The organism is Eggerthella sinensis (assembly GCF_003339815.1).
Taxonomy (GTDB): Bacteria; Actinomycetota; Coriobacteriia; order Coriobacteriales; family Eggerthellaceae; genus Eggerthella; species Eggerthella sinensis.
This window is the reverse complement of record NZ_PPTT01000002.1, coordinates 1-19,722: the sequence shown is the minus strand read 5'-3', so window position 1 is coordinate 19,722 and position 19,722 is coordinate 1. Positions and strand designations below refer to the sequence as shown.

Below are 19,722 nucleotides of genomic sequence, written 5' to 3'. Positions count from 1 at the left end.
TCGGAAAGCGACAGACTATGCGATACCTCACAGCAGGCGAAAGCCACGGCCCCTGCCTCACGGCCATCGTGGATGGCGTGCCCGCGGGCCTGAAGATCTCCGAATCGCAGATCAACACCGATCTCGCGCGCCGTCAGTCCGGCTATGGCCGCGGCGGTCGTCAGCGCATCGAGCGCGACACCGTGGAGGTGACGTCAGGCGTGCGCTTCGGTCGCACGCTTGGCACGCCCATCGCGCTCGTGGTGCGCAACCGCGATTGGGAGAATTGGACGAACCGCATGGCCGCGTTCGGCGACACCCCGTCCGACCTCGCGCGCGAAGTGACGCCGCGTCCCGGTCACGCCGACTTGGTGGGCGCGCTCAAAACCGACACGTCCGACTGCCGCAACATCCTCGAACGCGCGAGTGCGCGCGAGACGGCGGCGCGCGTGGCGGCGGCGGGCATCGCGCGCGAGTTTCTGGCTGACCTCGGCGTGGAGGTGTTCTCGTACGTCACGTCCATCGGCACCGCGTCCTTCGAAGAGGACGACGCGCTCATGAACGCGCCCGACTACAAGCCGCTCGCCATCGAGACGAGCGACGTGCGCTGCCCCGACGAGAAGGCCACCGAAGCAATGAAGGCGGAAATCGACCGTGCCAAGGAAGCGGGCGAGAGCCTCGGCGGCACCTTCCGCGTGGTGGTTACGGGCCTCGTGCCGGGCGTGGGCGGTTACGCGTCGGCGGGCGATCGCCTCACGTCGCGCCTGGGAGCTGCGCTGTTCTCCATTCCCGCCATCAAGGGCGTCGAGTTCGGCCTGGGTTTCGAGGCTGCGCGCCGCGTGGGCTCGGAGGTGCACGACCCCATCGCCCTCGACAAGAAAGCCGGCTTTGTGCGCACGTCGAACAACGCCGGCGGCCTCGAAGGCGGCATGACGACGGGCATGCCCCTCATCGTGTCGGCCGCGATGAAGCCCATTCCCACGCTCATGACGCCGCTTGAGACGGTGAACCTCGACACGCTTGAGGTGGAGGAGGCGTCGAAGGAGCGCAGCGACACGTGCGCCGTGCCCGCCTGCGCCGTCGTCGCCGAGAGCGAAGTGGCGTTCGTGCTGGCCGAGGCGTACCTCGAGAAGTTCGGCCGCGACAACATGGCCGATATCAAGGCGGCCGTGAAGGCCTATCGTCAGCGTCTGAGGACGATGGCCCGATGAGGAACGACGCGTCGAAGCGCCCCCGCGTGGTGGGGGAGCTTGCGCGCCCCGTGTTCTTCGTAGGATTCATGGGAGCCGGCAAAACCTCGGTGGCGCGACGACTCGCCCGCACGTGCGGTGTGGCCTCGGTGGACATGGACACGTACCTGGAGCGTCGCGAGGGCAAGCGCGTGAAGGAGATCTTCGCGCAGATGGGCGAGGACGGGTTCCGCGCCATCGAAACCGACGTGCTGCGCGAACTGGCGGGCAAGGAGCCGCTGCTTGTGTCGTGCGGCGGCGGCGTGGTGAAACGCGACGAGAACCGCGCCATCCTGCGCGATGCCGGGTTCGTCGTGTACCTGCAGGTGACGGCTGACGAGGCGAAATCGCGCATCAGCGACACGTCCACGCGTCCGCTGTTCCAGGACATCGACGCCGCCCGCAGAACCTCCGAGGAGCGTCTGCCCCTGTACGCCGAGGTGGCCGACCTCACCGTTGACACCGCCGGCAAGAACGTGGTGACCATCGCGCGCGAGGTGCAAAGCGCGCTTGAGAAGGAGGGCATCCTGTGCCTGCAACGAAAGTAATCGTCAACATCCCCGGCGAAGAGGCCTACGACGTGCGCATCGGCGCCGGCGTGCTCGAGAAGCTGGGCGCGCATCTGCGCAAGGTGCCCGCATTGGCCGAGGCCGAGCGCGCGCTCATCATCACCGACGAGAACGTGGCGCCGCTCTACCGCGCCGCGGCGAAGGAGTCGCTCGTGCAGGCGGGCTTCCGCGTGAGCGACATCGCGGTGCCGGCGGGCGAGGGCTCGAAGTCCATCGAGGTGGCGGGCGAAATCTGGGAAGCCATGGCCAGTTTGGCGCTCGGGCGCGACTGCGTGGTGGTGGCGCTCGGCGGCGGTGTGGTGGGCGACCTCGCCGGCTTCGTGGCCGCGTCGTACATGCGCGGCGTGGCGGTGGTGCAGGTTCCCACGACGCTGCTGTCGATGGTGGACTCGTCGGTGGGCGGCAAGACCGGCGTGAACCTTGCCGCGGGCAAGAACCTCGTGGGCGCGTTCAAGCAGCCCGCGTACGTGTGCGCCGACACGGCCACGCTGGCCACGCTCAACGAGCGCGAATGGGCGTGCGGCTGCGCGGAAATCGCGAAATCGGCCGTCATCGACTCCGACGAATTCTTCTTCTGGCTCGTGGACGCTGCCGGTGCGCTTGCGGCGCGCGACGAGGTGGTGGTGGAAGAGGCCATCGCGCGTTCGGTGGTGTTCAAGGCCGACGTGGTGGCCGCCGACAAATCCGAGAGCAAGGGCGTGCGCGAATGCCTGAACTACGGCCACACGCTGGGGCACGCGGTGGAATCGCTCGCGGGCTACGGCACGTTCTCGCACGGCGCGGCCGTGGCCGAGGGCATGCGCTTCGCCGCGCGCATGGCCGTTTCGCTGGTGGATGCGCCGCTCGATCTCGTGGAAGCGCAGGATCGTCTGCTCGATGAGCTGGGATTGCCTGCGCTCGATTGGTCGGCCGACCCGGCCGCTATGCTGGAAGCCATGAAGCGCGACAAGAAGGCCCGCCACGGGCAGGTGCGGTTCGTGCTGCCGCAGGACGTGGGCGCTTGGCAGCTCGCCGATGTGGACGACGACATCATCCTCGAGCACCTCGCCGCCTGGCAACGCTCGAAGGAGCAACCCCATGAATAAGATTCTCGTGATCAACGGGCCGAACCTCGATATGCTGGGAGTGCGCGAGCCGTCCGTGTACGGGCACGACACGCTGGCCGACCTCGAGCGCGAGGTGAAGGAGTACGGCAAGAGCCGCGGCGTGTCCGTGACCTGCTTCCAGGCGAATGGCGAAGGCAAGCTCATCCGCAAAATCCACGCTGCGCGCGACGTGTACGACGGCATCGTGTACAACCCGGGTGCGCACACCCACTACTCCTACGCCCTGCGCGACGCCGTCGGCGGCATCGACATCCCCTGCGTCGAAGTCCACATCTCCGACGTCGACAATCGCGAGCCCTTCCGCCGCATCTCCGTCATAGCCCCCGTATGCGTAGCGCAAATCAAAGGCCGCGGATTCAAAGGATACTGCGACGCCATCGACGTCCTGCTCGAGGGAAAGCGCGACCGGCTAGGGGACAGGTACGCAGAAGCCACCCCGGCCCTTGCGCCGGCTGCCCCCGCCCCCTCTCTTGCGCCGGCCGAAAGCCTCTCTGGTCCCGTAGCCTCATCGCCGGCGCAAAAGGGTGAGGCGCAGGACGACGAGCCGCAAGGGGGTGAAGCGCAGGATGACGAGGGACAAGCGGGCGCGCCGCAGGACAAGCCCACCCCCCTCCCATCCCTCTCTCTTCCGCGGCTCACCCAGCTTCGCACCGCTTGCGCTGACGCCGACATCCGCACGTTCTTCGTGCGCGACACCTCGAACATCACCTGGCTCACGGCGTTCGACGACGTGTTCGACGATGAGTCGGCCCACGCGCTGCTCGTCACGCCGCACGATGCCGTGCTCCACACCGACTCGCGCTACAGCGAGGCGGCGCGCGCGGCTGCGGTCGCCGAGGGCGTCATCGCCGTCGACGACACGCGCATCGCGCATGCCGCGTTCGTGGCCAACGCGTTCGCCGCGCGCCACGCGCAGCAGCCTGCCGCCGAGGCCGATGCAGTGGTGCTCGGCATCGAGGATTCCATGACCCTTGCCGGCTACCGCGCGCTCGAAGACGCGTTCGCCGATGCGCCCGCCCGCCCGCGCCTTCGCGAGACGTCCGATTTCATCCTCGACCTTCGCGCCGTCAAGGACTCGAACGAAATCGCGCGCATGAAGGCCGCCCAAGCCATCACCGACGCGGCGTTCGCCCACATCATCGAGTACATGCGTCCCGGCATGACCGAGCGCGCCGTGCAGATCGAGCTCGAGGACTTCATGCTGCGCCACGGCGCCGAGGGCCTCGCGTTCTCGTCCATCGTGGCCACCGGCGCGAACGGTGCCAGCCCCCATGCCATCCCCGGCCAAACGGTGCTCGAGGCGGGGCAGTGCGTCGTGCTCGACTTCGGCGTACGCGCGCACGGTTACTGCTCGGACATGACGCGCACCGTGTTCCTCGGCGATCCGTCCCCGCGTCTGCGCGCGGCCTATGAGGCCATCCGCAGCGCGAACGAGCAGGTGGAAGCCGCCCTGCGCCCCGGCGTCACCGGCAAGGCCATGCATGAGCTTGCCGAACAGGTGCTCGCGGAGCACGGCTTCGCCGGCAAGATGGGCCACGGGCTGGGTCACGGCGTGGGCATCGACATCCACGAGCAGCCTGTCCTGTCGCCGCGCAACGAGAACCCCCTCGTTACCGGCAATGTCGTGACGGTTGAGCCGGGCGTGTACCTCGCGGGCGAATTCGGCATGCGTCTCGAAGATTGCGGCGTACTCACGAGCGACGGTTTCGAAGTTTTCACGCAATCGACGCACGACCTTGTCATCCTGTAGGCGACGGCTTCTGTTCAAGGTATCGTCGGCTCGCAGCGCAGGCGTCGATCTGCACGCAGCCGGGGTGCGCAAGCTGCTTTTTTTCTGATGGTGCGCGCGCCGTATAGGCAGCGACGCGCTCGGTGAGTATAATGAACCAGTTTGAACGCTGATCGGGCCCCGCGGCACGCAGCGGATGCCCGTGAACGAAAGGAATACCGAGTATGGCTATCTCTACCGCCGATTTTAAGAACGGCATGTGCATCGAGTACAACGGCAAGCTCTGCACCATCGTCGAGTTTCAGCACGTGAAGCCCGGCAAGGGCGGCGCGTTCGTCCGCACGAAGCTGCGCGACATCAAGACGGGTCGCGTCATCGACAACACGTTCAACGCGGGCGTGAAGGTGGAGTCCGTGCGCCTCGAGTCGAAGAAGCTTCAGTACCTGTACAACGACGGTGCCGATTTCAACTTCATGGATAACGACACGTTCGAGCAGACCTCCATCCCCTCTGACGTGGTGGGCGACGCGGCCATGTGGCTCAAGGAGAACGACGAGGCCACGCTGCTGTACGCCGGCGACGAGCTGATCAGCATCGAGCCGCAGATGTTCGTCGAGCTCGAAGTGACCGAGACGGACCCCGGCTTCAAGGGCGACACCGTGCAGGGCGGCTCCAAGCCGGCCACGCTCGAGACGGGCGCGACCGTGCAGGTGCCCATGTTCGTCGAGCCCGGCGACACCCTCCAGATCGACACCCGCGACGGCCGCTTCATCAAGCGCGTCTAAGCACCGCTTCAGCGCATCGAAGATTAGCAGTGGAAAGGGCGCCCGATTGTACGGGCGCCCTTTTTGGCAAGGAGGCTGCGTGCAAGAAGACGTCCTTTCAGAAGATGTGCGGCAGGCAAGGGGCCTGTTCGTTGAAGCTCTTGGTGCGTTCAGGCGTAACTTCCTCTTGGTGCTTGGAAGCATTGCCTGGTGGGGGAGCCATTATCTGCTGCTGTGGAATGCGCGCATTGCCTCCGTTGACTCGTTCATCAGCGGCTACGATGGGCGGTTCGTGCTCACGCTTGCGGGGACGGTGGTCGCGCTCGGCGTGATGGCCGTCGTTTCATGGCGCAAGCCGCGATTCGAATTCGCAGCATGGCGCGGAACCTACCTCATCTTCGCGATATGCACGTCGGGTGCCCTCGGGCTGCTCTTGCTGTCTTCCTTCTCGGGCGCTAATCTGCTGACGGGTGCGGTTGGCGCGGTGCTGTCGGGCGTGGGCAACAGCTTTGCGCTCGTGTTGTACGGCGAACTGCATGCGCGCATGGGGTATCGCTATATGCCGATGGCGTTCGCGGTGGAATCCGTCGCCGGCGTCGCGCTCTTCTTGCTGTTTTCGCGGCTTTCAGTGGTGATCGAAATGCTCGGTGCCGCCGCGTTCGTGCTCGGTGCCGCCGCGCTGTTCTTCGCCTATGCGCGATCGCATCAACGCTCTGCCGTTGCCGAAGACGTTCTTCCGCGTACGAGAGTGGACATGACCGTCAAGCCGCTTGTGGTGCTTGCCGTGCTCACCGGGTTCGCGTACGGGCTCATCCATACCTTTGCCATCGGCGGCCTCGACGAGGCGAGCATTCAGCGAGGGATGGAATCGGAGTGCCTCGGCGCCTGCATCTGCGCGCTGCTGTTGGTGGCTGTGTTCTTCCTTCAAAACAGGCAGTCGCTGTTCGAGCAGTGCCTCCTGTTCGTGGTACCGCTGGTTGCCACGGGCATGCTGCTCGTCTCGCTGCAAGGCGTGAACGCCACGGTGCCGATGGCCATCAATACGGGTGGATTCGCCTGCTTCTTCAACCTTATGTGGTACTTTGCGGCGGTGCTGGCCGTGCACGACCGGAGGCACGGCCTGACGTTTCTCGTGGCGCTGCTGTTCTTCAGCAGTCAGGTGGGTCAGCTCCTCGGAGCGCTTGTGCCTGCGCACTTCTCCAACGCCTTTTCGAGCGGGCTGATGTATCTGCTGCTGCTTGCGGTGACGCTGCTCATGTATTGGCGCGCAAAAGCCCTGCGGAGCAAAGGGGAGCCCGCCGACGATACCGCGGACCAATGGGCGGAGCGGTTCGGATTCAGCCCGCGCGAGGTGGAGATCGTGGCACTGCTCATGAAGCGCACGCCCTACCGGCAAATCGGCGAGCAGCTGTTCGTCTCGGACAACACGGTGAAGACCCATGTGCGAAACATCTACAAGAAGGCCGACGTGTCGTCGCGCGAGGAGCTGCTCGAAAAGCTGAGCGACGTCGCGAAAAAAGGGTGAGCGCGCTATTCGGACCTGCAATTCACCAGGTCAACGGCAGGAAAGAGAATCACACGTAATTCGCGATTGTCGGCTGAAAAAGCCGTTCCTAGAATCCTTCGGCAGGTGCTATCACAACCCGAAGGAGGGATTCGCCATGGGCGAACACACGAAGAATCTTGATCGACGCACGTTCTTGAAGGGCGGCATCGTCGCAGGCGCCGCCGCGGCAGCGGGGTCCATGTTGGCGGCGTGCGCGCCGCAAGCATCGGTCGCCACGGCAACGCCGAGCAGCGCAGACGAGGGCGGCGCGCGCGGAGCGTCCGACGCGACGGGTGTCGGAGCGGGATACGCCAACCCCGACGGCGTGGGCATTCCGGTTACCCCGAGCACGACCGAGGATGCGGACGTCGTGGTCATCGGGTCCGGCATGGGCGGCTTCACCGCCGCGATGCTCACCAAGGAGCAGGACCCCGATGCGCACGTGATCATGCTCGAGAAGCAGAGCACCCTCGGCGGGAACACGAACTTCGCCGAGGGCGGTGCCGGATTCCTCAACATGTCCCCCGAGGAGGCGCGTGCGGCGGTGCAGGCGGATATGATCCAGCGCAACTTCGTCGTGGATGCTTCGCTCTTCTACGCGTTGCGCACGCAGCAGGGCGATTGCTCGGATTGGCTCTTCGGCAAGCACGGGGTGCCGCTCAAAGACTACGGCAGCGGGCAGCCCCTTTACGAGGGCGGTTCGGGCGCGTCCGCCATTGCGGCGCTCACGCCGCAAGCCGAAGCCCTCGGCGTTGACATCCGCACCGAATCGCGAGCGTTCGCCCTGGTCATGGAAGACGACTACCAGGTGACGGGCGTGCAGTACAAGACCGCCGACGGCAACGTCGTGCAGCTCAACGCCAAAGCCGTCGTTGTCGCGTCGGGCGGCATGAACACCAATCCTGAACTGCTCAAACTCTATTCGAACGTGGATCTGGGCAAGGTTATGCCTCTCGGTATCGGGCAGGACGGCGATGGTCACCTCATGGTGGAGCAAACCGCGCACGGCCGCACGGGGCTGCAGACCATCGACGGCTTCTTCGCGGGCATCGGCACCGCCGACGACCCGTGCGGGTTCAACTCCGATCTCAACACCGCTGCCGGTTTCCAGTTCTCGAGCGTCTTCGTGAACCAGTACGGCAACCGCTTCTACGACGAATCGTTCGGCTTCAACACGGGGTCGCAGCTGTTCTTCACCTGCATTCCGCAGGTCGTATTATCGCAGCGTCAGGCGTTTGCGCTGTTCGACGAATCGTACATCCAGAAGTGGGAGGCGGGGCAGTGGCAGAACGGCCACAACGGCTTCGACAGCGCGACGAAGCAGGGCACGCCGCTTGAGGTGCGCGCGGAAATCGAGAAGGTGCAGAACAGGGACTGGTTCTACCAGGCCGATACCATCGAGGAACTGGGCCGAGCTCTTGCTGCGGACGTGGAGAGCTTCGACGTGGAAGGGTTCATCAAAACGATCGAGGCGTACAATGCCGCCTCGGAAGGTGCCGAAGACGAGTACGGCAAGCCGCAGGAGTTCATCTGGGCGCTGAAGACCCCGCCGTTCTACGCCGCGAAAGCGGGCGTGAACGCCTACAACACGAACGGCGGCATCCACATCAACACGCACGCGCAGGTGGTGGACCCCAACGGGAAGGCGATCGCCGGCCTGTACGCGTCGGGCATCGCAACGGCGGGATGGGATAGCCAGGTGTACGGGGGCGGTACGAACCAGCCGGTAGCCCTGTGGTGCTCGTGTGCGGCCGCTCGGCATCTGGTGGAGCATCGCCTGGGCAAAACGGTTGCCGATGATTGGATGGGCGACGTTCCCATGACGTCGATTCTCGGAGAAAGCTACGCAAACGCCAACCCCCTGGGGTAGGCGTTCAAGGACAAGCCCTCGCATCCCGCTGCTGTTGGGCGGCGTGCGGGGGCGTTGCGGCGTTAGGGGCGGGCATGCCCCGACGGGGGCTTGGACGGGGGATAGTCCTTCAGCTCGTAGGCGGTGAGGTCGAGCAGCGCGCCGGGGTTCACGTCGAGGGCGCGGGCAAGCTTCACGATGTCGGAGATGCGCACGTCGACGAGGCCTCCTTCGAGGTTGCTGACGCGCGGGTGCTTCGTCTGGATCATTTCGGCCAGCATGGTTTGGGGAAGCCCCTCGCGATCGCGCGCTTCGTGCAGGCGTTTGCCGAAATCGGCCGCAATGAGCTGCACGAGGATATCCTCGTTCGCCATCGCTTCCTTTTTGCTCTGACCAGCCATGGGGAAAAGGGTACGACGGCACGCCTGATGACCCGTAATCGGTTGGATACAACTGCCCGTCTTTTTTAGCGCGTTTTCGTGCACGCGCACCCTCGGTGACCTCCCGCCGCTCAAAATCTGTTGCTTGTCGGTGAATTTGCTCCGTTGTGACTCGTGCGGCGAGGGGTTACTCTATAATTCATGGTTCGATCTTTGACTAACTGCAAACCGAAGGGGGTGTGAGTTCATGCCAAGGCTTCAGATCATGGATACCACCATCCGTGACGGCCAGCAAAGCCTCTGGGCCACGCGTATGCAGATCGGCGACATGCTGCCGATTCTGCCTAAAATGGACCGTGTCGGGTATTGGGCCATCGAGGCGTGGGGCGGTGCGACGTTTGACACGTGCATGCGCTTCCTTGACGAGAACCCGTGGGAGCGACTGCGATCTATCAAGGCGCAGACGCCGAACACGCCGCTCTCGATGCTGTCTCGCGGTCAGAACTTGGTGGGGTACAAGCACTATTCGCGTGACATCTGCAATCACTTCATCAAGGCCGCGAAGCGCAATGGTGTGCATGTCTTCCGCGTGTTCGACGCGCTCAACGACATTCGCAACGTCGTCGACAACGCCGAAGCCATCAAGGAATGCGGCGGCCACTTCGAAGGTGCCATCTCCTACACGATGTCGCCCGTGCACACGCTGGACAGCTTCCTCGACTACGGTCAGAAGCTCAAGGACCTCGGTGCCGACTCCATCTGCATCAAGGACATGGCCGGCATGCTCACGCCGTACCGCACCGAGCGCATGGTGAAGGCCTTCAACGCTGAAATCGGTTTGCCGCTGCACATCCACTGTCACTACGTGGGCGGCATGGCCCCCGCCAACATCCTCAAGGCTGCCGAAGCCGGCGCCGCCATTGCCGACACGGCCAGCGCGCCGCTCGCATTCGGCAACTCGCACCCGGCCGTCGAGATGATTGTCGCCGCGCTCCAGGAGAGCCGCTACGACACGGGTCTCGACCTCGATTTGCTGTTCGAGATCGCCGAATACTGGGAAGGCGTGCGCAAGCGCGGTCACTACAAGCGCGGCGTCTCGTCGCTCACGCACATGCAGGTGTACTCGCACCAGGTGCCGGGCGGCATGATGTCGAACCTCGTGTCGCAGCTGGAAATCCAGAACGCGGCCGACCGCCTGCCCGAGGTGATGAAGGAAATTCCGAAGGTGCGCGCCGAAGTGGGCTATCCGCCCCTCGTCACGCCGATGTCGCAGATCGTGGGCACGCAGGCCGTGTTCAACGTGCTCACCGGCAAGCGTTGGAGCGTCGTGTCCAAGGAGATGAAGGACTACATCTGCGGGTACTACGGCAAGGCGCCGGGCCGCATGGACAAGGATATCGTGGCGAAGGTCGTGGGCAACTCCGAGATGCTGCCGCCCGACGTGGCGCCCGGTTCGCTGGTAACGACAACGTACTCCCAGGTGGAGGACGAGATTGGCGACCTCGCGAAGAGCGAGGAAGACGTGCTTATGTACGCCCTGTTCCCGAACGAGGCGCGCACGTTCCTGAGCAAGCACCGTACATCGGAGAAGGTCGACTTCCTCATGGAGCAGGAGTCGAGCCACACCAAGGAGGACGATTACGTGGACATCAATCAGATTCGCGAGCTGGTTCGCGTCGCAGAGGAAAGCGGCGTTGGCGAGATCGTAGTGGAGGAAGAGGGCACGCGCATCGCCGTGCGCATGCCGGGTACGATGTCGGCTGAGGCCGCTGCTGTGGCTGCTGCGGCCGCCCCGGTTGCCGCCGTTGCCCAGGCTCCCGCCGCTGCTGCGCCGGCCGCCGCTGCCGACGAGACCGATCGTCCGAGCGACTGGTATGCCGTGACGGCTCCCATGGTGGGCACGTTCTACTCGTCCCCCGCACCGGGCGAGCCCGCGTTCGTGCAGGTGGGCGACGAGGTTGCCGCCAACCAAACGCTGTGCATCGTCGAGGCCATGAAGCTCATGAACGAGATCACGGCTGAGGAAATGGGAACCGTCCGCGAGATTTGCCTCGAGGACGCTTCGCCCGTCGAGTTCGGCACGGTGCTGTTCTACATCGAGCCGCACGGCGCACCTGCCCCGGCCCCGGAGACGGCATAATGTTTAACAAGATTCTGATCGCCAACCGCGGCGAGGTTGCGCTGCGCATCATGCGCGCCTGTCGGGAGCTGGGGGTGAAGACGGTCGCGGTCTACTCGACCGAGGACGCCGAAACCTATCCCGTGCAGTACGCCGACGAGGCCGTGTGCATCGGCCCCGCTCAGGCGAACAAGAGCTACCTCGTCATCCCGAATATCATCGCGGCCGCGAAGACGACCGGCGCCGAGGCCGTGCATCCCGGTTACGGCTTCCTCGCCGAGAACGCCGACTTCGCCCGCGCCTGCGCCGATAACGATCTCGTGTTCATCGGCCCCTCGCCCGAGTGCATCGAGCGCATGGGCGACAAGAGCTCGGCGCGCGAGACCATGAAGGGCTGCGGCGTTCCCACCGTTCCCGGTTCGGACGGCTGCATCGACACGGCGGCCGAGGCCAAGGCCTTCGCCGACGCCGTGGGCTACCCCGTGCTCATCAAGGCCACGGCAGGCGGCGGCGGCAAGGGCATGCGCGAAGTGCACGACCCGGCCGACCTCGAGGCGCAGTACCAGGCCGCGCGCACCGAAGCCGGTGCCGCGTTCGGCAACGACGGCGTGTACCTCGAGAAGCTCGTGCTGCGTCCGCGCCACGTGGAAGTTCAGGTGCTGGCCGACGACTTCGGCAACAACATCGCCCTGTGCGAGCGCGACTGCTCCGTGCAGCGCCGCCATCAGAAGCTCATCGAGGAAGCGCCCTCGCCGGCCCTCACCGAGGACCTGCGTCGCGCCATGGGCGTGGCCGCCATCAAGGCCGTGCGCGCCACGAACTACAAGAACGCGGGCACCATCGAGTTCCTGCTCGACGAGCGCGGGTCGTTCTACTTCATGGAAATGAACACGCGCGTGCAGGTGGAGCATCCGGTGACCGAGCAGATCACCGGCACCGACATCATCAAGGAGCAGCTGCGCATCGCGTCCGGCGAGCCTATGAGCTGCGCCGACCGTGCGCCGTTCTCGCCGATGGGCCACGCGATGGAGTTCCGCATCAACGCTGAAGACCCCAAGCACGGCTTCCGTCCGTGCCCGGGCACCATTACCAAGTTCGAGGCTCCGGCAGGGCCCGGCGTGCGCGTGGAAAGCTACGTGCGCACCGGTTCCCGCATCTCGCCCTACTACGACTCGCTTGTGGCGAAGCTCGTGGTGTACGGGTCGAATCGCGAGGAGGTGCTGCAGCGCGGTCGCCGTGCGCTCGACGAGTTCGTGATCGAGGGCATCGAGACCACGATCGGGTTCCATCGTCGCGTGCTCGACAACGCCGTGTTCTGCGAGGGCGATGTGACCACCGATTTCATCGAAACCCAGATGGGAGATGTACTATGACAGATTTGAACGTCGACGGCATGGCGCTTGCGCCGGGCGTCGTCGAAACCATCGTGTCCATTGCGGTGGGCGAAGTGGACGGCGTGGCCTCGATCGGCCCGTCCTCCACGAGCGGCCTGCGCTCCGTGTTCGGCAGCAAGCCGTCCACGCAGGGCATCGATATCACGGTTGACGAGGAAGAGAAGCTGCACATTTCCATTCGCGTGGACGTGTACTACGGCTATGTGCTGCCCGACCTCGCCGCCAACATTCGCCAGGCGATCTCCGATGCGGTGACCAGCCAGGTGGGCATTCCCGTGGGTGCCGTAGACGTATACATCGAAGGCATGCAGTTCGCCCGCTAGGCTCGGAGGCATTGAAAGATTTATATGGCTGCAAAACGACATGAACGAACAAGCGCGCGCCGTGCGGCGCTCCAGGTGCTCTACACGAGCGAGATAACCGACGAATCGCCCGCGGCCATCGCCGAGGGCAATCGTCGTCTTGAGGAAGACGGTCCGCTGCCCGAGTACGCGCTGAAGCTTGTGCTCGGCGTGGAATCGCACCGCTGCGCAATCGACGACCATCTGGCGGCGACGTCGGAAAACTGGTCGCTCGCCCGCATGCCCATCGTGGACCGCTCCATCCTGCGCCTGGCCACCTTCGAGATGATGTACGTCGACGACGTGCCCACCTCGGTGACCATCAACGAGGCCGTTGAGCTGGCGAAAGACTTCGGCGGCGAAGACGAATCGCATCGATTCGTCAACGGCGTGCTCGGTAGGATAGCCAAGATGCTCGAGGGGGAAGCGGACGCAGACCCTGCCGTCCCGAGCCCCACCCCTTGCGCCGCGGATGAGGCGTGCGACCCGGAAGCCCCCTGCGCAGCGCAAGATGGGGGAGCCGCTTCCGATTGCGAGTCTGCTCATGGCGCTTGAATCTTACGATAGCTTCGAGTCGGTGAAGGCGCGGCTCGACGAGATTGTCGACGCCGTGGGTGACGACAATCTCGCGCTCGACGACGCCCTCGCCCTCTACGAGGAAGCGGTGGGCCTGGGGCTTCGCGCGAGCGACCTGCTTGAAGACAATATCGAAGCGCAGCATGGCGCCGAGGACGCGGACGAGGAGTCGGACGTTTCCTCCGACGCGGAGTCTGCCGAGGAGGCGGGCGCGCCGGTTTCGGCGTAGCCCCTGGTTAGGATGCATATGGATACGCGTATTCTCGATATGGTGTCATCGCCCGCCGACCTCAAGCTGCTCACGAACGAGGAGCTTTCCATTCTGGCGCAGGAAGTGCGCGAGGAGATCGTCACCGTTGCGTCCGAGACGGGCGGACACGTGGCCTCCTCGCTCGGTGCGGTGGAAATCATCCTGGCCGTGCACAGCATGCTCGATTGCCCGCACGACAAAATCGTGTTCGACGTGGGCCATCAGGCCTACGCGCACAAGTTGATCACCGGTCGTCTCGACGACTTCTCCACACTGCGCACCTACGGCGGCCTGTCCGGCTTCCCGAAGCCCGACGAGAGCCCCTTCGACGTGCACCCGTCCGGCCACGCGTCCGACTCGCTGTCGGTGGCGCTCGGTTTGGCCGAAGCGCGCGACCTGTCGGGCGGCGACGAGAAGATCGTGGCCGTCATCGGCGATGCGGCCCTCTCGGGCGGCATGGCCTTCGAGGCGCTCAATCACATCGGTCAGGCGCAGACACCCATGGTGATCATCCTCAACGACAACGAGATGTCCATCTCGCGCAACGTGGGTGCGCTCATGAAGCATCTCGGCTACATGCGCGCTTCCACGCAGTACCGCCAAACGCGCGACTCCGTGCAGGAGGTGCTTGAGAGCAGTGGCGCCCTCGGCACCGCGTTGGCGAACTTCGGACGCAACATGAAGGAATCGATGAAGCAGTTCGTCATTCCGCGTTCGATGATTTTCGAACAGCTGGGCATCCTGTGTACGGCACCCATCGACGGCCACGACATCGGGCTGCTCAAGGAGACGTTGGCAACCGTGCTGTCCACCGACGTGCCCGTGCTCGTGCACGTGGTCACGCGCAAGGGCGCCGGGTACGCGCCCGCGGTGGAGAACCCCGAGAAGTTCCACGGCATTGCGCCGTTCGACATCGCCACGGGCGAGGTGAAGAAGAAGCCCGCGTCGGCTCCGTCGTACACGAGCGTGTTCGGCAAGGCGCTGGCCGCCGAGGCGCGGCGCGACGAGCGCATCGTGGCCATCACGGCCGCCATGAAGGGCGGCACGGGCCTCGACGCGTACGCCGAGGAATTCCCCGACCGCTTCGTGGACGCCGGCATCGCCGAGGAACACGCGGTGGGCCTGGCAAGCGGGTTGGCCCTCGGCGGCAAGAAGCCGGTGGTGGCCATCTACTCCACGTTCTTGCAGCGTGCGTTCGACCAGGTCATCATCAACAACGCGCTTCCGGATCTCGACGTGGTGTTCGCCATCGACCGCGCCGGCATCGTGGGCGAGGACGGGCCTACGCACCACGGCATATTCGACCTCGCGTACATGCGCATGATCCCGAATATGCGGGTGCTCGCGCCGTCCGACGAAGCCGAGCTCGTCCACGCGCTGCACACGGCGCTCGAGCTGGGTGGCCCCTTCGCCATCCGCTATCCGCGCGGTGCGGCCGAAGGCGTGGCGCTGCCCGAGGTTGCGCAGACGCTCGACGAGGGCAAGGCGCGCGTGGTGCGCGAAGGCGACGACGTGGCCATCCTCGCATTCGGGCGCATGGTGTCGCGGGCGAAGGGCGCTGCGGCGTTGCTGGCGCTCGATGGCATCGACGCGCGCGTGGTGGACATGCGCTGGGTCAAGCCGCTCGACGCCGAGGCTATCGCCCGCGCGGCCGAGACGAAGCTCGTGGTCACCGTCGAGGGCGGCATCCTCTCCGGCGGCGTGGGCGAGGGCGTGATCGGCGAACTGGCGCGTCAGGGTCGCATCGTCCCCACGCTCACGCTCGGCGTTCCCGACCGGTTCGTGCCGCAGGGCAAGACCGATCATCTGCTGCACGATTTGGGCCTCGATGCCGAGGGTATTGCCGCGTTGGTGCGGGAGCGTCTCGGACGCTAACCGCCTTCTTCAACGTGTTGTTGAAGCGCCGTCCGCCTGCCGCGGTCGGCGCTTTTCTTTACATTCGCCGCGCCCGATATACGCGTTCGACGAGCGATTTTACCTAAACTTGATCTTTTCGTTGCCCAATCCTGACAATGTATCTCTATCATGGCTCCGAGTGCTTTGTCTTGTTTGGTAACGGAAAGGGACGGCAGTTGAAAGCAACCGCAAGCGCGTGCGCACCCCTGACGGAAGGGGAGCGGCATGGGCTATGATTTAGGGGCGTTCGCCGCAGCGTTCATCGGGGATCCTGTTCTTGCCATCATCGTCGTGCTGACGTTGGGCGCGACCGTGGTGAACGGCGCCACCGACGCTCCCAACGCCATTGCCACCGTGGTGGGGACGAAGGCCATGCGGCCGGGGCCGGCCATCGCCATGGCGGCGGTATGCAACTTCGTGGGCCTCGCCGCCATCACGATGGTCTCGTCGGCGGTGGCCCTCACCATCTTCAAGATGGTCGATTTCGGAGGCGACAACCATGCTGCGCTCGTGGCGCTTGCCGCGGCGATGGTGGCCATCATCGTGTGGGGCGTGACGGCGTGGTACTTCGGCATTCCCACGTCGCAAAGCCATTCGCTCATCGCGGGCATCACCGGCGCGGCCATCGCGCTGCAGGGCGGCCTGGCCGGCGTGAACGGCGACGAGTGGATGAAGGTCATCTACGGTCTGGTTATTTCCACGTTTTTGGGATTCGGCACCGGCTGGCTGTTCACGAGGCTCATCAAGAAGCTGTGTTGGCGCGCCAGCCGCGCGAAGGCCAACTCCTTCTTCAAGTGGGCGCAGATCATCTCGGGCGCCGGCGTGGCCGTGCTGCACGGCGCGCAGGACGGCCAGAAGTTCCTCTCGCTGTGCATGCTGGGCATCATGATCGGCATGAGCGGGGCGGTGGACGCGAACGTCGAATTCCCCTTCTGGCTCATCATCCTCGTGTCGGCTACCATGGCGCTCGGCACGGCCGTGGGCGGCAAGAAGATCATCAAGTCGGTGGGCATGAACATGGTGAAGATGGAGCAGTATCAGGGCTTCGCCGCGTGCCTGTCGGCTTGTTTCTGCATCGGCCTTGCCACGTTCACCGGCATGCCCGTGTCCACGACGCACACGAAAACCACCGCCATCATGGGCGTCGGCGCTGAGAAGAGCCTGCGCACGGTGAAATGGGGCCTTGCCGGACGCATGGTGTTCACCTGGGTCCTCACCTTCCCCGGCTGCGGCTTGCTAGCGTTCGCCTTCACGCATTTGTTCTTGATGTTCTTCTAGGGAAAAGAAACCCCATCTTCGCTCCGAAAACACGCCACGTGCGCTGAGGCGTGTTTTCGGAGCGAAGATGGGGAATAAGCGCGGTGGTGAGGCGAGGGACGGCTTACGCTTCCTCTTCCACCACGTCGGCTTCGGGGGCGTTCTTCTTGACGCTCTCGATGCCCTTCTTGCAGGATTCCTTGGACTTGTACACCTGCGACGTGGCGATGACTTCGCCGTTGTCGGCTTTCAGGACGAAATGGCACCCCGAATCGGTGGTCTTGATCACGAACTTTCCCATACGACCGCACCCTTTCTCTTAGTTGGTGCGACGATCATACACCGCCGGGTAACCTCGATCGTGCCAGCTCAAGCGATTAAACCAGGGGTTGAGGATCAACTCGCTTCTCCATGATGTAGTCGTCCATGATGAAGCCGTTGCCGATATCGGTCTCAACCGCGTCGATGGTTTGGAACCCCTTGCCCAGGTACGCGCGAATACCCAGGTCGTTGTGCTTGTTCACCGTGAGATACATCGCTTCGAACCCGCGCTCGCGGCAAAGCCGCTCGTAGAACGCGATGGCCTTCGACGCGAACCCCTTGCCGCGCTCGTCGGCCAGCAGGTACACCTTCGAGATGAAGAAGCGGTTCGTCTCGGGCTCGGCATGGCCGCCCGTGTAGCCCACGATGCGCCCGCCGTCTTCCGCGCGCATGAACCAGTATTCGTAGGCGTGTTCGCGCATGTCGCGCTCGATGGCTTCGAGGCTCTGGAAGCTCGCCACCATGTAGTCGGTCTGCTCGGGGCCGATGAGGGCGGGCCAGTACTCGTGCCAGATTTCGTCGGCGAGCGCGGCAAGGCGCGCGCGGTCGTCGTCGGTTTCGATGGGGTCGAATGCGATGCTCATGGCGGATACCTTTCAATCGTGCGAACCCTCCTATTGTAACGTGTGCGCTTCGAGTTTGTTACCAGTCCTTTTTCGACGTGTTAACTCTGAGCGGTATGGCCGTTCACCTGCGCATATCGTGGCATCATCGGGGCGATCCCAACGGAATGGGCAACGATCGAAGGAGGTAGATGCGTATGGTTGACGCCGGAACAACCGCGTTCATGCTGGGGTGCGCGATGCTCGTGCTGCTGATGACGCCGGGGCTCGCGTTTTTCTACGGGGGCCTGTCGCGACGCAAGAACGTGGTGAACACGATGATCATGACGTTCGCCGCGCTCGGCATCGTGGGCGTGGTGTGGGTGGTGGCCGGATGGTCGTTCGCGTACGGCGGCGACGGCTCCCTTCCGTTCTTCGGAGGCTTCGATCAGCTGGGATTGCAGGGCCTCGTGGCCGCCATGACGAGCGAGGCTCCCGAAGCGCTGAGCCACGACGCGTACCCCGTGCTGGCCGACGTCGTGTTTCAGGCGGCGTTCGCCATGATCACGGCCGCCATCATCACGGGCGCGGTGGCGGGGCGCATGAAGTTCGGCGCGCTGTGCCTGTTCCTGACGGCGTGGGTGATGGCAGTGTACGCGCCGCTCGCGCACATGGTGTGGGGCGGCGAGGGCAGCCTCATCGGCGATGTGATCGGTGCGCTCGACTTCGCTGGCGGCGACGTGGTGCACATCAGCTCGGGCCTCACGGGCCTCGTCCTGTGCCTGCTGCTGGGGAAGCGCCGCGGCTTCGCGGTGCTGAGCTATCGCCCGCACAACGTGCCGTTCGTGGCGCTGGGCGCGGCGTTGTTGTGGTTCGGCTGGTTCGGGTTCAACGCGGGCTCGGAATTCGCCCCCGACGGCGTGGCGGCGCTCGCGCTGCTCAACACCGTGGCGGCTTCGGCGGCGGGCCTGCTGTCCTGGATGGTGGTCGAGCGTGTGCGCGTGGGCAAGGCCACGCTCGTGGGTGCGGCTACCGGTCTTGTGGCGGGACTCGTGGTTATCACGCCGGCTGCAGGGTTCGTGGAACCGTGGGCCGCGGTGGTGATGGGGCTCATCGTGTCGCCCGTGTGCTACGGCGCCATCTCGCTGCTCAAGGTGAAGATCGGCTACGACGACGCGCTTGACGCGTTCGGATGCCATGCGGTCGGCGGCGTGACGGGCGGCATCTTGACCGGCCTGTTCTGCGTGCCCGAGCTGTCGTGGACCGACTCTGGCGGCCTGTTCTACACGGGCGACCCTGCGCTGCTGGGCGCGCAGGTGCTGGGCATCCTGGTCACCGTGGCGTTCGTGAGCGTGGCCGGTCTCGTGCTGGGTGCGATCGTGCGGGCGTGCTTCAGGGGCAGCCTGCGCGTGAGCGAGGAAGAGGAGGCTCAGGGCCTCGACGTGGCCGTGCATGGCGAGAGCGCGTATCCCGCCTACGTGGGCCTGGACTGAGAGGAGCGTTTGGATGAAGAAGATCACGGCCATCGTGCGGCCCGAGAAGCTTGAGCCGCTCAAGGAAGCCCTGTTCGCCGCGCGCGTGTCGGGCATGACCATCTCGCAGGTGCAGGGCTGCGGCAACCAACACGGGTGGAAGGAGTACTACCGCGGCACCGAGGTGTTGCTCAACATGATTCCGAAGGTGAAGTTCGAGCTGGTGGTAGACGATGCCGACGTGGACGCCCTCGTGGCCCTCATCCGCGCCACCGCGCGCACCGGAGAGGTGGGGGACGGCAAGATCTTCATCTCCCCAGTGGAAGAAGTGGTGCGCATACGCACCGGTGAGAAAGGGGAAGCGGCAGTGTAGAGGGGCTTTTGCTCCTTGCTCCTTGCCCCC

18 protein-coding genes and 2 pseudogenes are annotated in these 19,722 nt (G+C 64.8%); 17 read left to right on the top strand and 3 right to left on the bottom strand.

Annotation, left to right across the window (positions count from 1 at the left end):
* Window positions 1-17 precede the first annotated feature (17 nt).
* The 8 genes and pseudogenes from aroC to C1876_RS01045 all read left to right on the top strand — a co-directional run bounded on the left by aroC (window position 18) and on the right by C1876_RS01045 (window position 8,792).
* Complete coding sequence (aroC, locus tag C1876_RS01080; RefSeq protein ID WP_114544883.1) at window positions 18-1,190, top strand: chorismate synthase; 1,173 nt, start codon at window positions 18-20, stop codon at window positions 1,188-1,190.
* Window positions 1,187-1,756, top strand: coding sequence for a shikimate kinase (locus C1876_RS01075; RefSeq protein ID WP_244909984.1), 570 nt, complete (start codon window positions 1,187-1,189; stop codon window positions 1,754-1,756). Before aroC ends, C1876_RS01075 begins: the two co-directional genes overlap by 4 nt.
* A complete protein-coding gene (aroB, locus tag C1876_RS01070; protein WP_114544882.1) occupies window positions 1,738-2,862 on the top strand; it encodes a 3-dehydroquinate synthase in 1,125 nt (374 codons plus the stop codon). The genes C1876_RS01075 and aroB overlap by 19 nt, the downstream gene beginning before the upstream one ends.
* Window positions 2,792-3,262: pseudogene (gene aroQ / locus C1876_RS01065) on the top strand (type II 3-dehydroquinate dehydratase); the annotation flags it as partial. The gene aroB and the pseudogene aroQ, both read left to right, overlap by 71 nt.
* Window positions 3,263-3,511: 249 nt before the next feature.
* A pseudogene (locus C1876_RS01060) lies at window positions 3,512-4,633 on the top strand (M24 family metallopeptidase); the annotation flags it as partial.
* Between the two features lie 203 nt (window positions 4,634-4,836).
* Entirely contained in the window at window positions 4,837-5,397 is a 561-nt protein-coding gene (efp, locus tag C1876_RS01055; RefSeq protein ID WP_114544881.1) for an elongation factor P, read from the top strand.
* 79 nt (window positions 5,398-5,476) lie between these two features.
* Window positions 5,477-6,901, top strand: coding sequence for a helix-turn-helix transcriptional regulator (locus C1876_RS01050; protein ID WP_148044495.1), 1,425 nt, complete (start codon window positions 5,477-5,479; stop codon window positions 6,899-6,901).
* Window positions 6,902-7,037: 136 nt separating this feature from the next.
* The gene (locus C1876_RS01045) at window positions 7,038-8,792 is read left to right on the top strand and encodes an FAD-binding protein (RefSeq protein WP_114544879.1); all 1,755 of its coding nucleotides are present in this window, start codon (window positions 7,038-7,040) and stop codon (window positions 8,790-8,792) included.
* A 62-nt stretch (window positions 8,793-8,854) separates the two neighbouring features.
* Here the strand turns inward: C1876_RS01045 and C1876_RS01040 are convergent, their stop codons facing one another.
* On the bottom strand, window positions 8,855-9,145 hold the full coding sequence (locus C1876_RS01040; RefSeq protein WP_244909983.1) for a helix-turn-helix domain-containing protein: 291 nt from the start codon (window positions 9,143-9,145) through the stop codon (window positions 8,855-8,857).
* Between the two features lie 253 nt (window positions 9,146-9,398).
* Here C1876_RS01040 and accB point away from each other — a divergent pair, with 253 nt between their 5' ends.
* The 7 genes from accB (at window position 9,399) to C1876_RS01005 (ending at window position 17,005) form a co-directional block, all read left to right on the top strand.
* On the top strand, window positions 9,399-11,291 hold the full coding sequence (accB, locus tag C1876_RS01035) for an acetyl-CoA carboxylase biotin carboxyl carrier protein (protein ID WP_114544877.1): 1,893 nt from the start codon (window positions 9,399-9,401) through the stop codon (window positions 11,289-11,291).
* Window positions 11,291-12,643: an acetyl-CoA carboxylase biotin carboxylase subunit gene (gene accC / locus C1876_RS01030; protein WP_114544876.1), complete on the top strand. Its 1,353-nt coding sequence runs from the start codon at window positions 11,291-11,293 to the stop codon at window positions 12,641-12,643. The genes accB and accC overlap by 1 nt, the downstream gene beginning before the upstream one ends.
* Complete coding sequence (locus C1876_RS01025; protein ID WP_114544875.1) at window positions 12,640-12,987, top strand: Asp23/Gls24 family envelope stress response protein; 348 nt, start codon at window positions 12,640-12,642, stop codon at window positions 12,985-12,987. Before accC ends, C1876_RS01025 begins: the two co-directional genes overlap by 4 nt.
* A 24-nt stretch (window positions 12,988-13,011) precedes the next feature.
* Window positions 13,012-13,560, top strand: coding sequence for a transcription antitermination factor NusB (gene nusB / locus C1876_RS01020; protein WP_114544874.1), 549 nt, complete (start codon window positions 13,012-13,014; stop codon window positions 13,558-13,560).
* Window positions 13,550-13,810, top strand: coding sequence for an exodeoxyribonuclease VII small subunit (locus C1876_RS01015; RefSeq protein ID WP_114544873.1), 261 nt, complete (start codon window positions 13,550-13,552; stop codon window positions 13,808-13,810). The genes nusB and C1876_RS01015 overlap by 11 nt, the downstream gene beginning before the upstream one ends.
* 18 nt (window positions 13,811-13,828) lie before the next feature.
* A complete protein-coding gene (gene dxs, locus C1876_RS01010) occupies window positions 13,829-15,706 on the top strand; it encodes a 1-deoxy-D-xylulose-5-phosphate synthase (protein WP_114544872.1) in 1,878 nt (625 codons plus the stop codon).
* Window positions 15,707-15,952: 246 nt separating this feature from the next.
* Window positions 15,953-17,005, top strand: coding sequence for an inorganic phosphate transporter (locus C1876_RS01005; RefSeq protein ID WP_114544871.1), 1,053 nt, complete (start codon window positions 15,953-15,955; stop codon window positions 17,003-17,005).
* Window positions 17,006-17,108: 103 nt separating this feature from the next.
* Here C1876_RS01005 and C1876_RS01000 read toward each other — a convergent pair whose 3' ends face one another.
* Both C1876_RS01000 and C1876_RS00995 read right to left on the bottom strand, forming a co-directional pair.
* Window positions 17,109-17,285, bottom strand: a complete 177-nt coding sequence (locus tag C1876_RS01000) for a YegP family protein (RefSeq protein WP_114544870.1) — start codon at window positions 17,283-17,285, stop codon at window positions 17,109-17,111.
* Window positions 17,286-17,361: 76 nt separating this feature from the next.
* A complete protein-coding gene (locus C1876_RS00995) occupies window positions 17,362-17,889 on the bottom strand; it encodes a GNAT family N-acetyltransferase (RefSeq protein ID WP_114544869.1) in 528 nt (175 codons plus the stop codon).
* A 176-nt stretch (window positions 17,890-18,065) separates the two neighbouring features.
* Here C1876_RS00995 and C1876_RS00990 point away from each other — a divergent pair, with 176 nt between their 5' ends.
* A complete protein-coding gene (locus C1876_RS00990) occupies window positions 18,066-19,340 on the top strand; it encodes an ammonium transporter (RefSeq protein WP_114544868.1) in 1,275 nt (424 codons plus the stop codon).
* Between the two features lie 13 nt (window positions 19,341-19,353).
* A complete protein-coding gene (locus C1876_RS00985; RefSeq protein ID WP_114544867.1) occupies window positions 19,354-19,692 on the top strand; it encodes a P-II family nitrogen regulator in 339 nt (112 codons plus the stop codon).
* Window positions 19,693-19,722: the final 30 nt, after the last annotated feature.

Bases quoted from the DNA above. Each gene is read 5' to 3' on its own strand.
- aroC (WP_114544883.1), top strand. From the start codon at position 18: ATGCGATACCTCACAGCAGGCGAAAGCCACGGCCCCTGCCTCACGGCC.
- C1876_RS01075 (WP_244909984.1), top strand. From the start codon at position 1,187: ATGAGGAACGACGCGTCGAAGCGCCCCCGCGTGGTGGGGGAGCTTGCG.
- efp (WP_114544881.1), top strand. From the start codon at position 4,837: ATGGCTATCTCTACCGCCGATTTTAAGAACGGCATGTGCATCGAGTAC.
- C1876_RS01045 (WP_114544879.1), top strand. From the start codon at position 7,038: ATGGGCGAACACACGAAGAATCTTGATCGACGCACGTTCTTGAAGGGC.
- C1876_RS01040 (WP_244909983.1), bottom strand. From the start codon at position 9,145: ATGGCGAACGAGGATATCCTCGTGCAGCTCATTGCGGCCGATTTCGGC.
- accB (WP_114544877.1), top strand. From the start codon at position 9,399: ATGCCAAGGCTTCAGATCATGGATACCACCATCCGTGACGGCCAGCAA.
- accC (WP_114544876.1), top strand. From the start codon at position 11,291: ATGTTTAACAAGATTCTGATCGCCAACCGCGGCGAGGTTGCGCTGCGC.
- C1876_RS01025 (WP_114544875.1), top strand. From the start codon at position 12,640: ATGACAGATTTGAACGTCGACGGCATGGCGCTTGCGCCGGGCGTCGTC.
- nusB (WP_114544874.1), top strand. From the start codon at position 13,012: ATGGCTGCAAAACGACATGAACGAACAAGCGCGCGCCGTGCGGCGCTC.
- C1876_RS01015 (WP_114544873.1), top strand. From the start codon at position 13,550: ATGGCGCTTGAATCTTACGATAGCTTCGAGTCGGTGAAGGCGCGGCTC.
- dxs (WP_114544872.1), top strand. From the start codon at position 13,829: ATGGATACGCGTATTCTCGATATGGTGTCATCGCCCGCCGACCTCAAG.
- C1876_RS01005 (WP_114544871.1), top strand. From the start codon at position 15,953: ATGGGCTATGATTTAGGGGCGTTCGCCGCAGCGTTCATCGGGGATCCT.
- C1876_RS01000 (WP_114544870.1), bottom strand. From the start codon at position 17,285: ATGGGAAAGTTCGTGATCAAGACCACCGATTCGGGGTGCCATTTCGTC.
- C1876_RS00995 (WP_114544869.1), bottom strand. From the start codon at position 17,889: ATGAGCATCGCATTCGACCCCATCGAAACCGACGACGACCGCGCGCGC.
- C1876_RS00990 (WP_114544868.1), top strand. From the start codon at position 18,066: ATGGTTGACGCCGGAACAACCGCGTTCATGCTGGGGTGCGCGATGCTC.
- C1876_RS00985 (WP_114544867.1), top strand. From the start codon at position 19,354: ATGAAGAAGATCACGGCCATCGTGCGGCCCGAGAAGCTTGAGCCGCTC.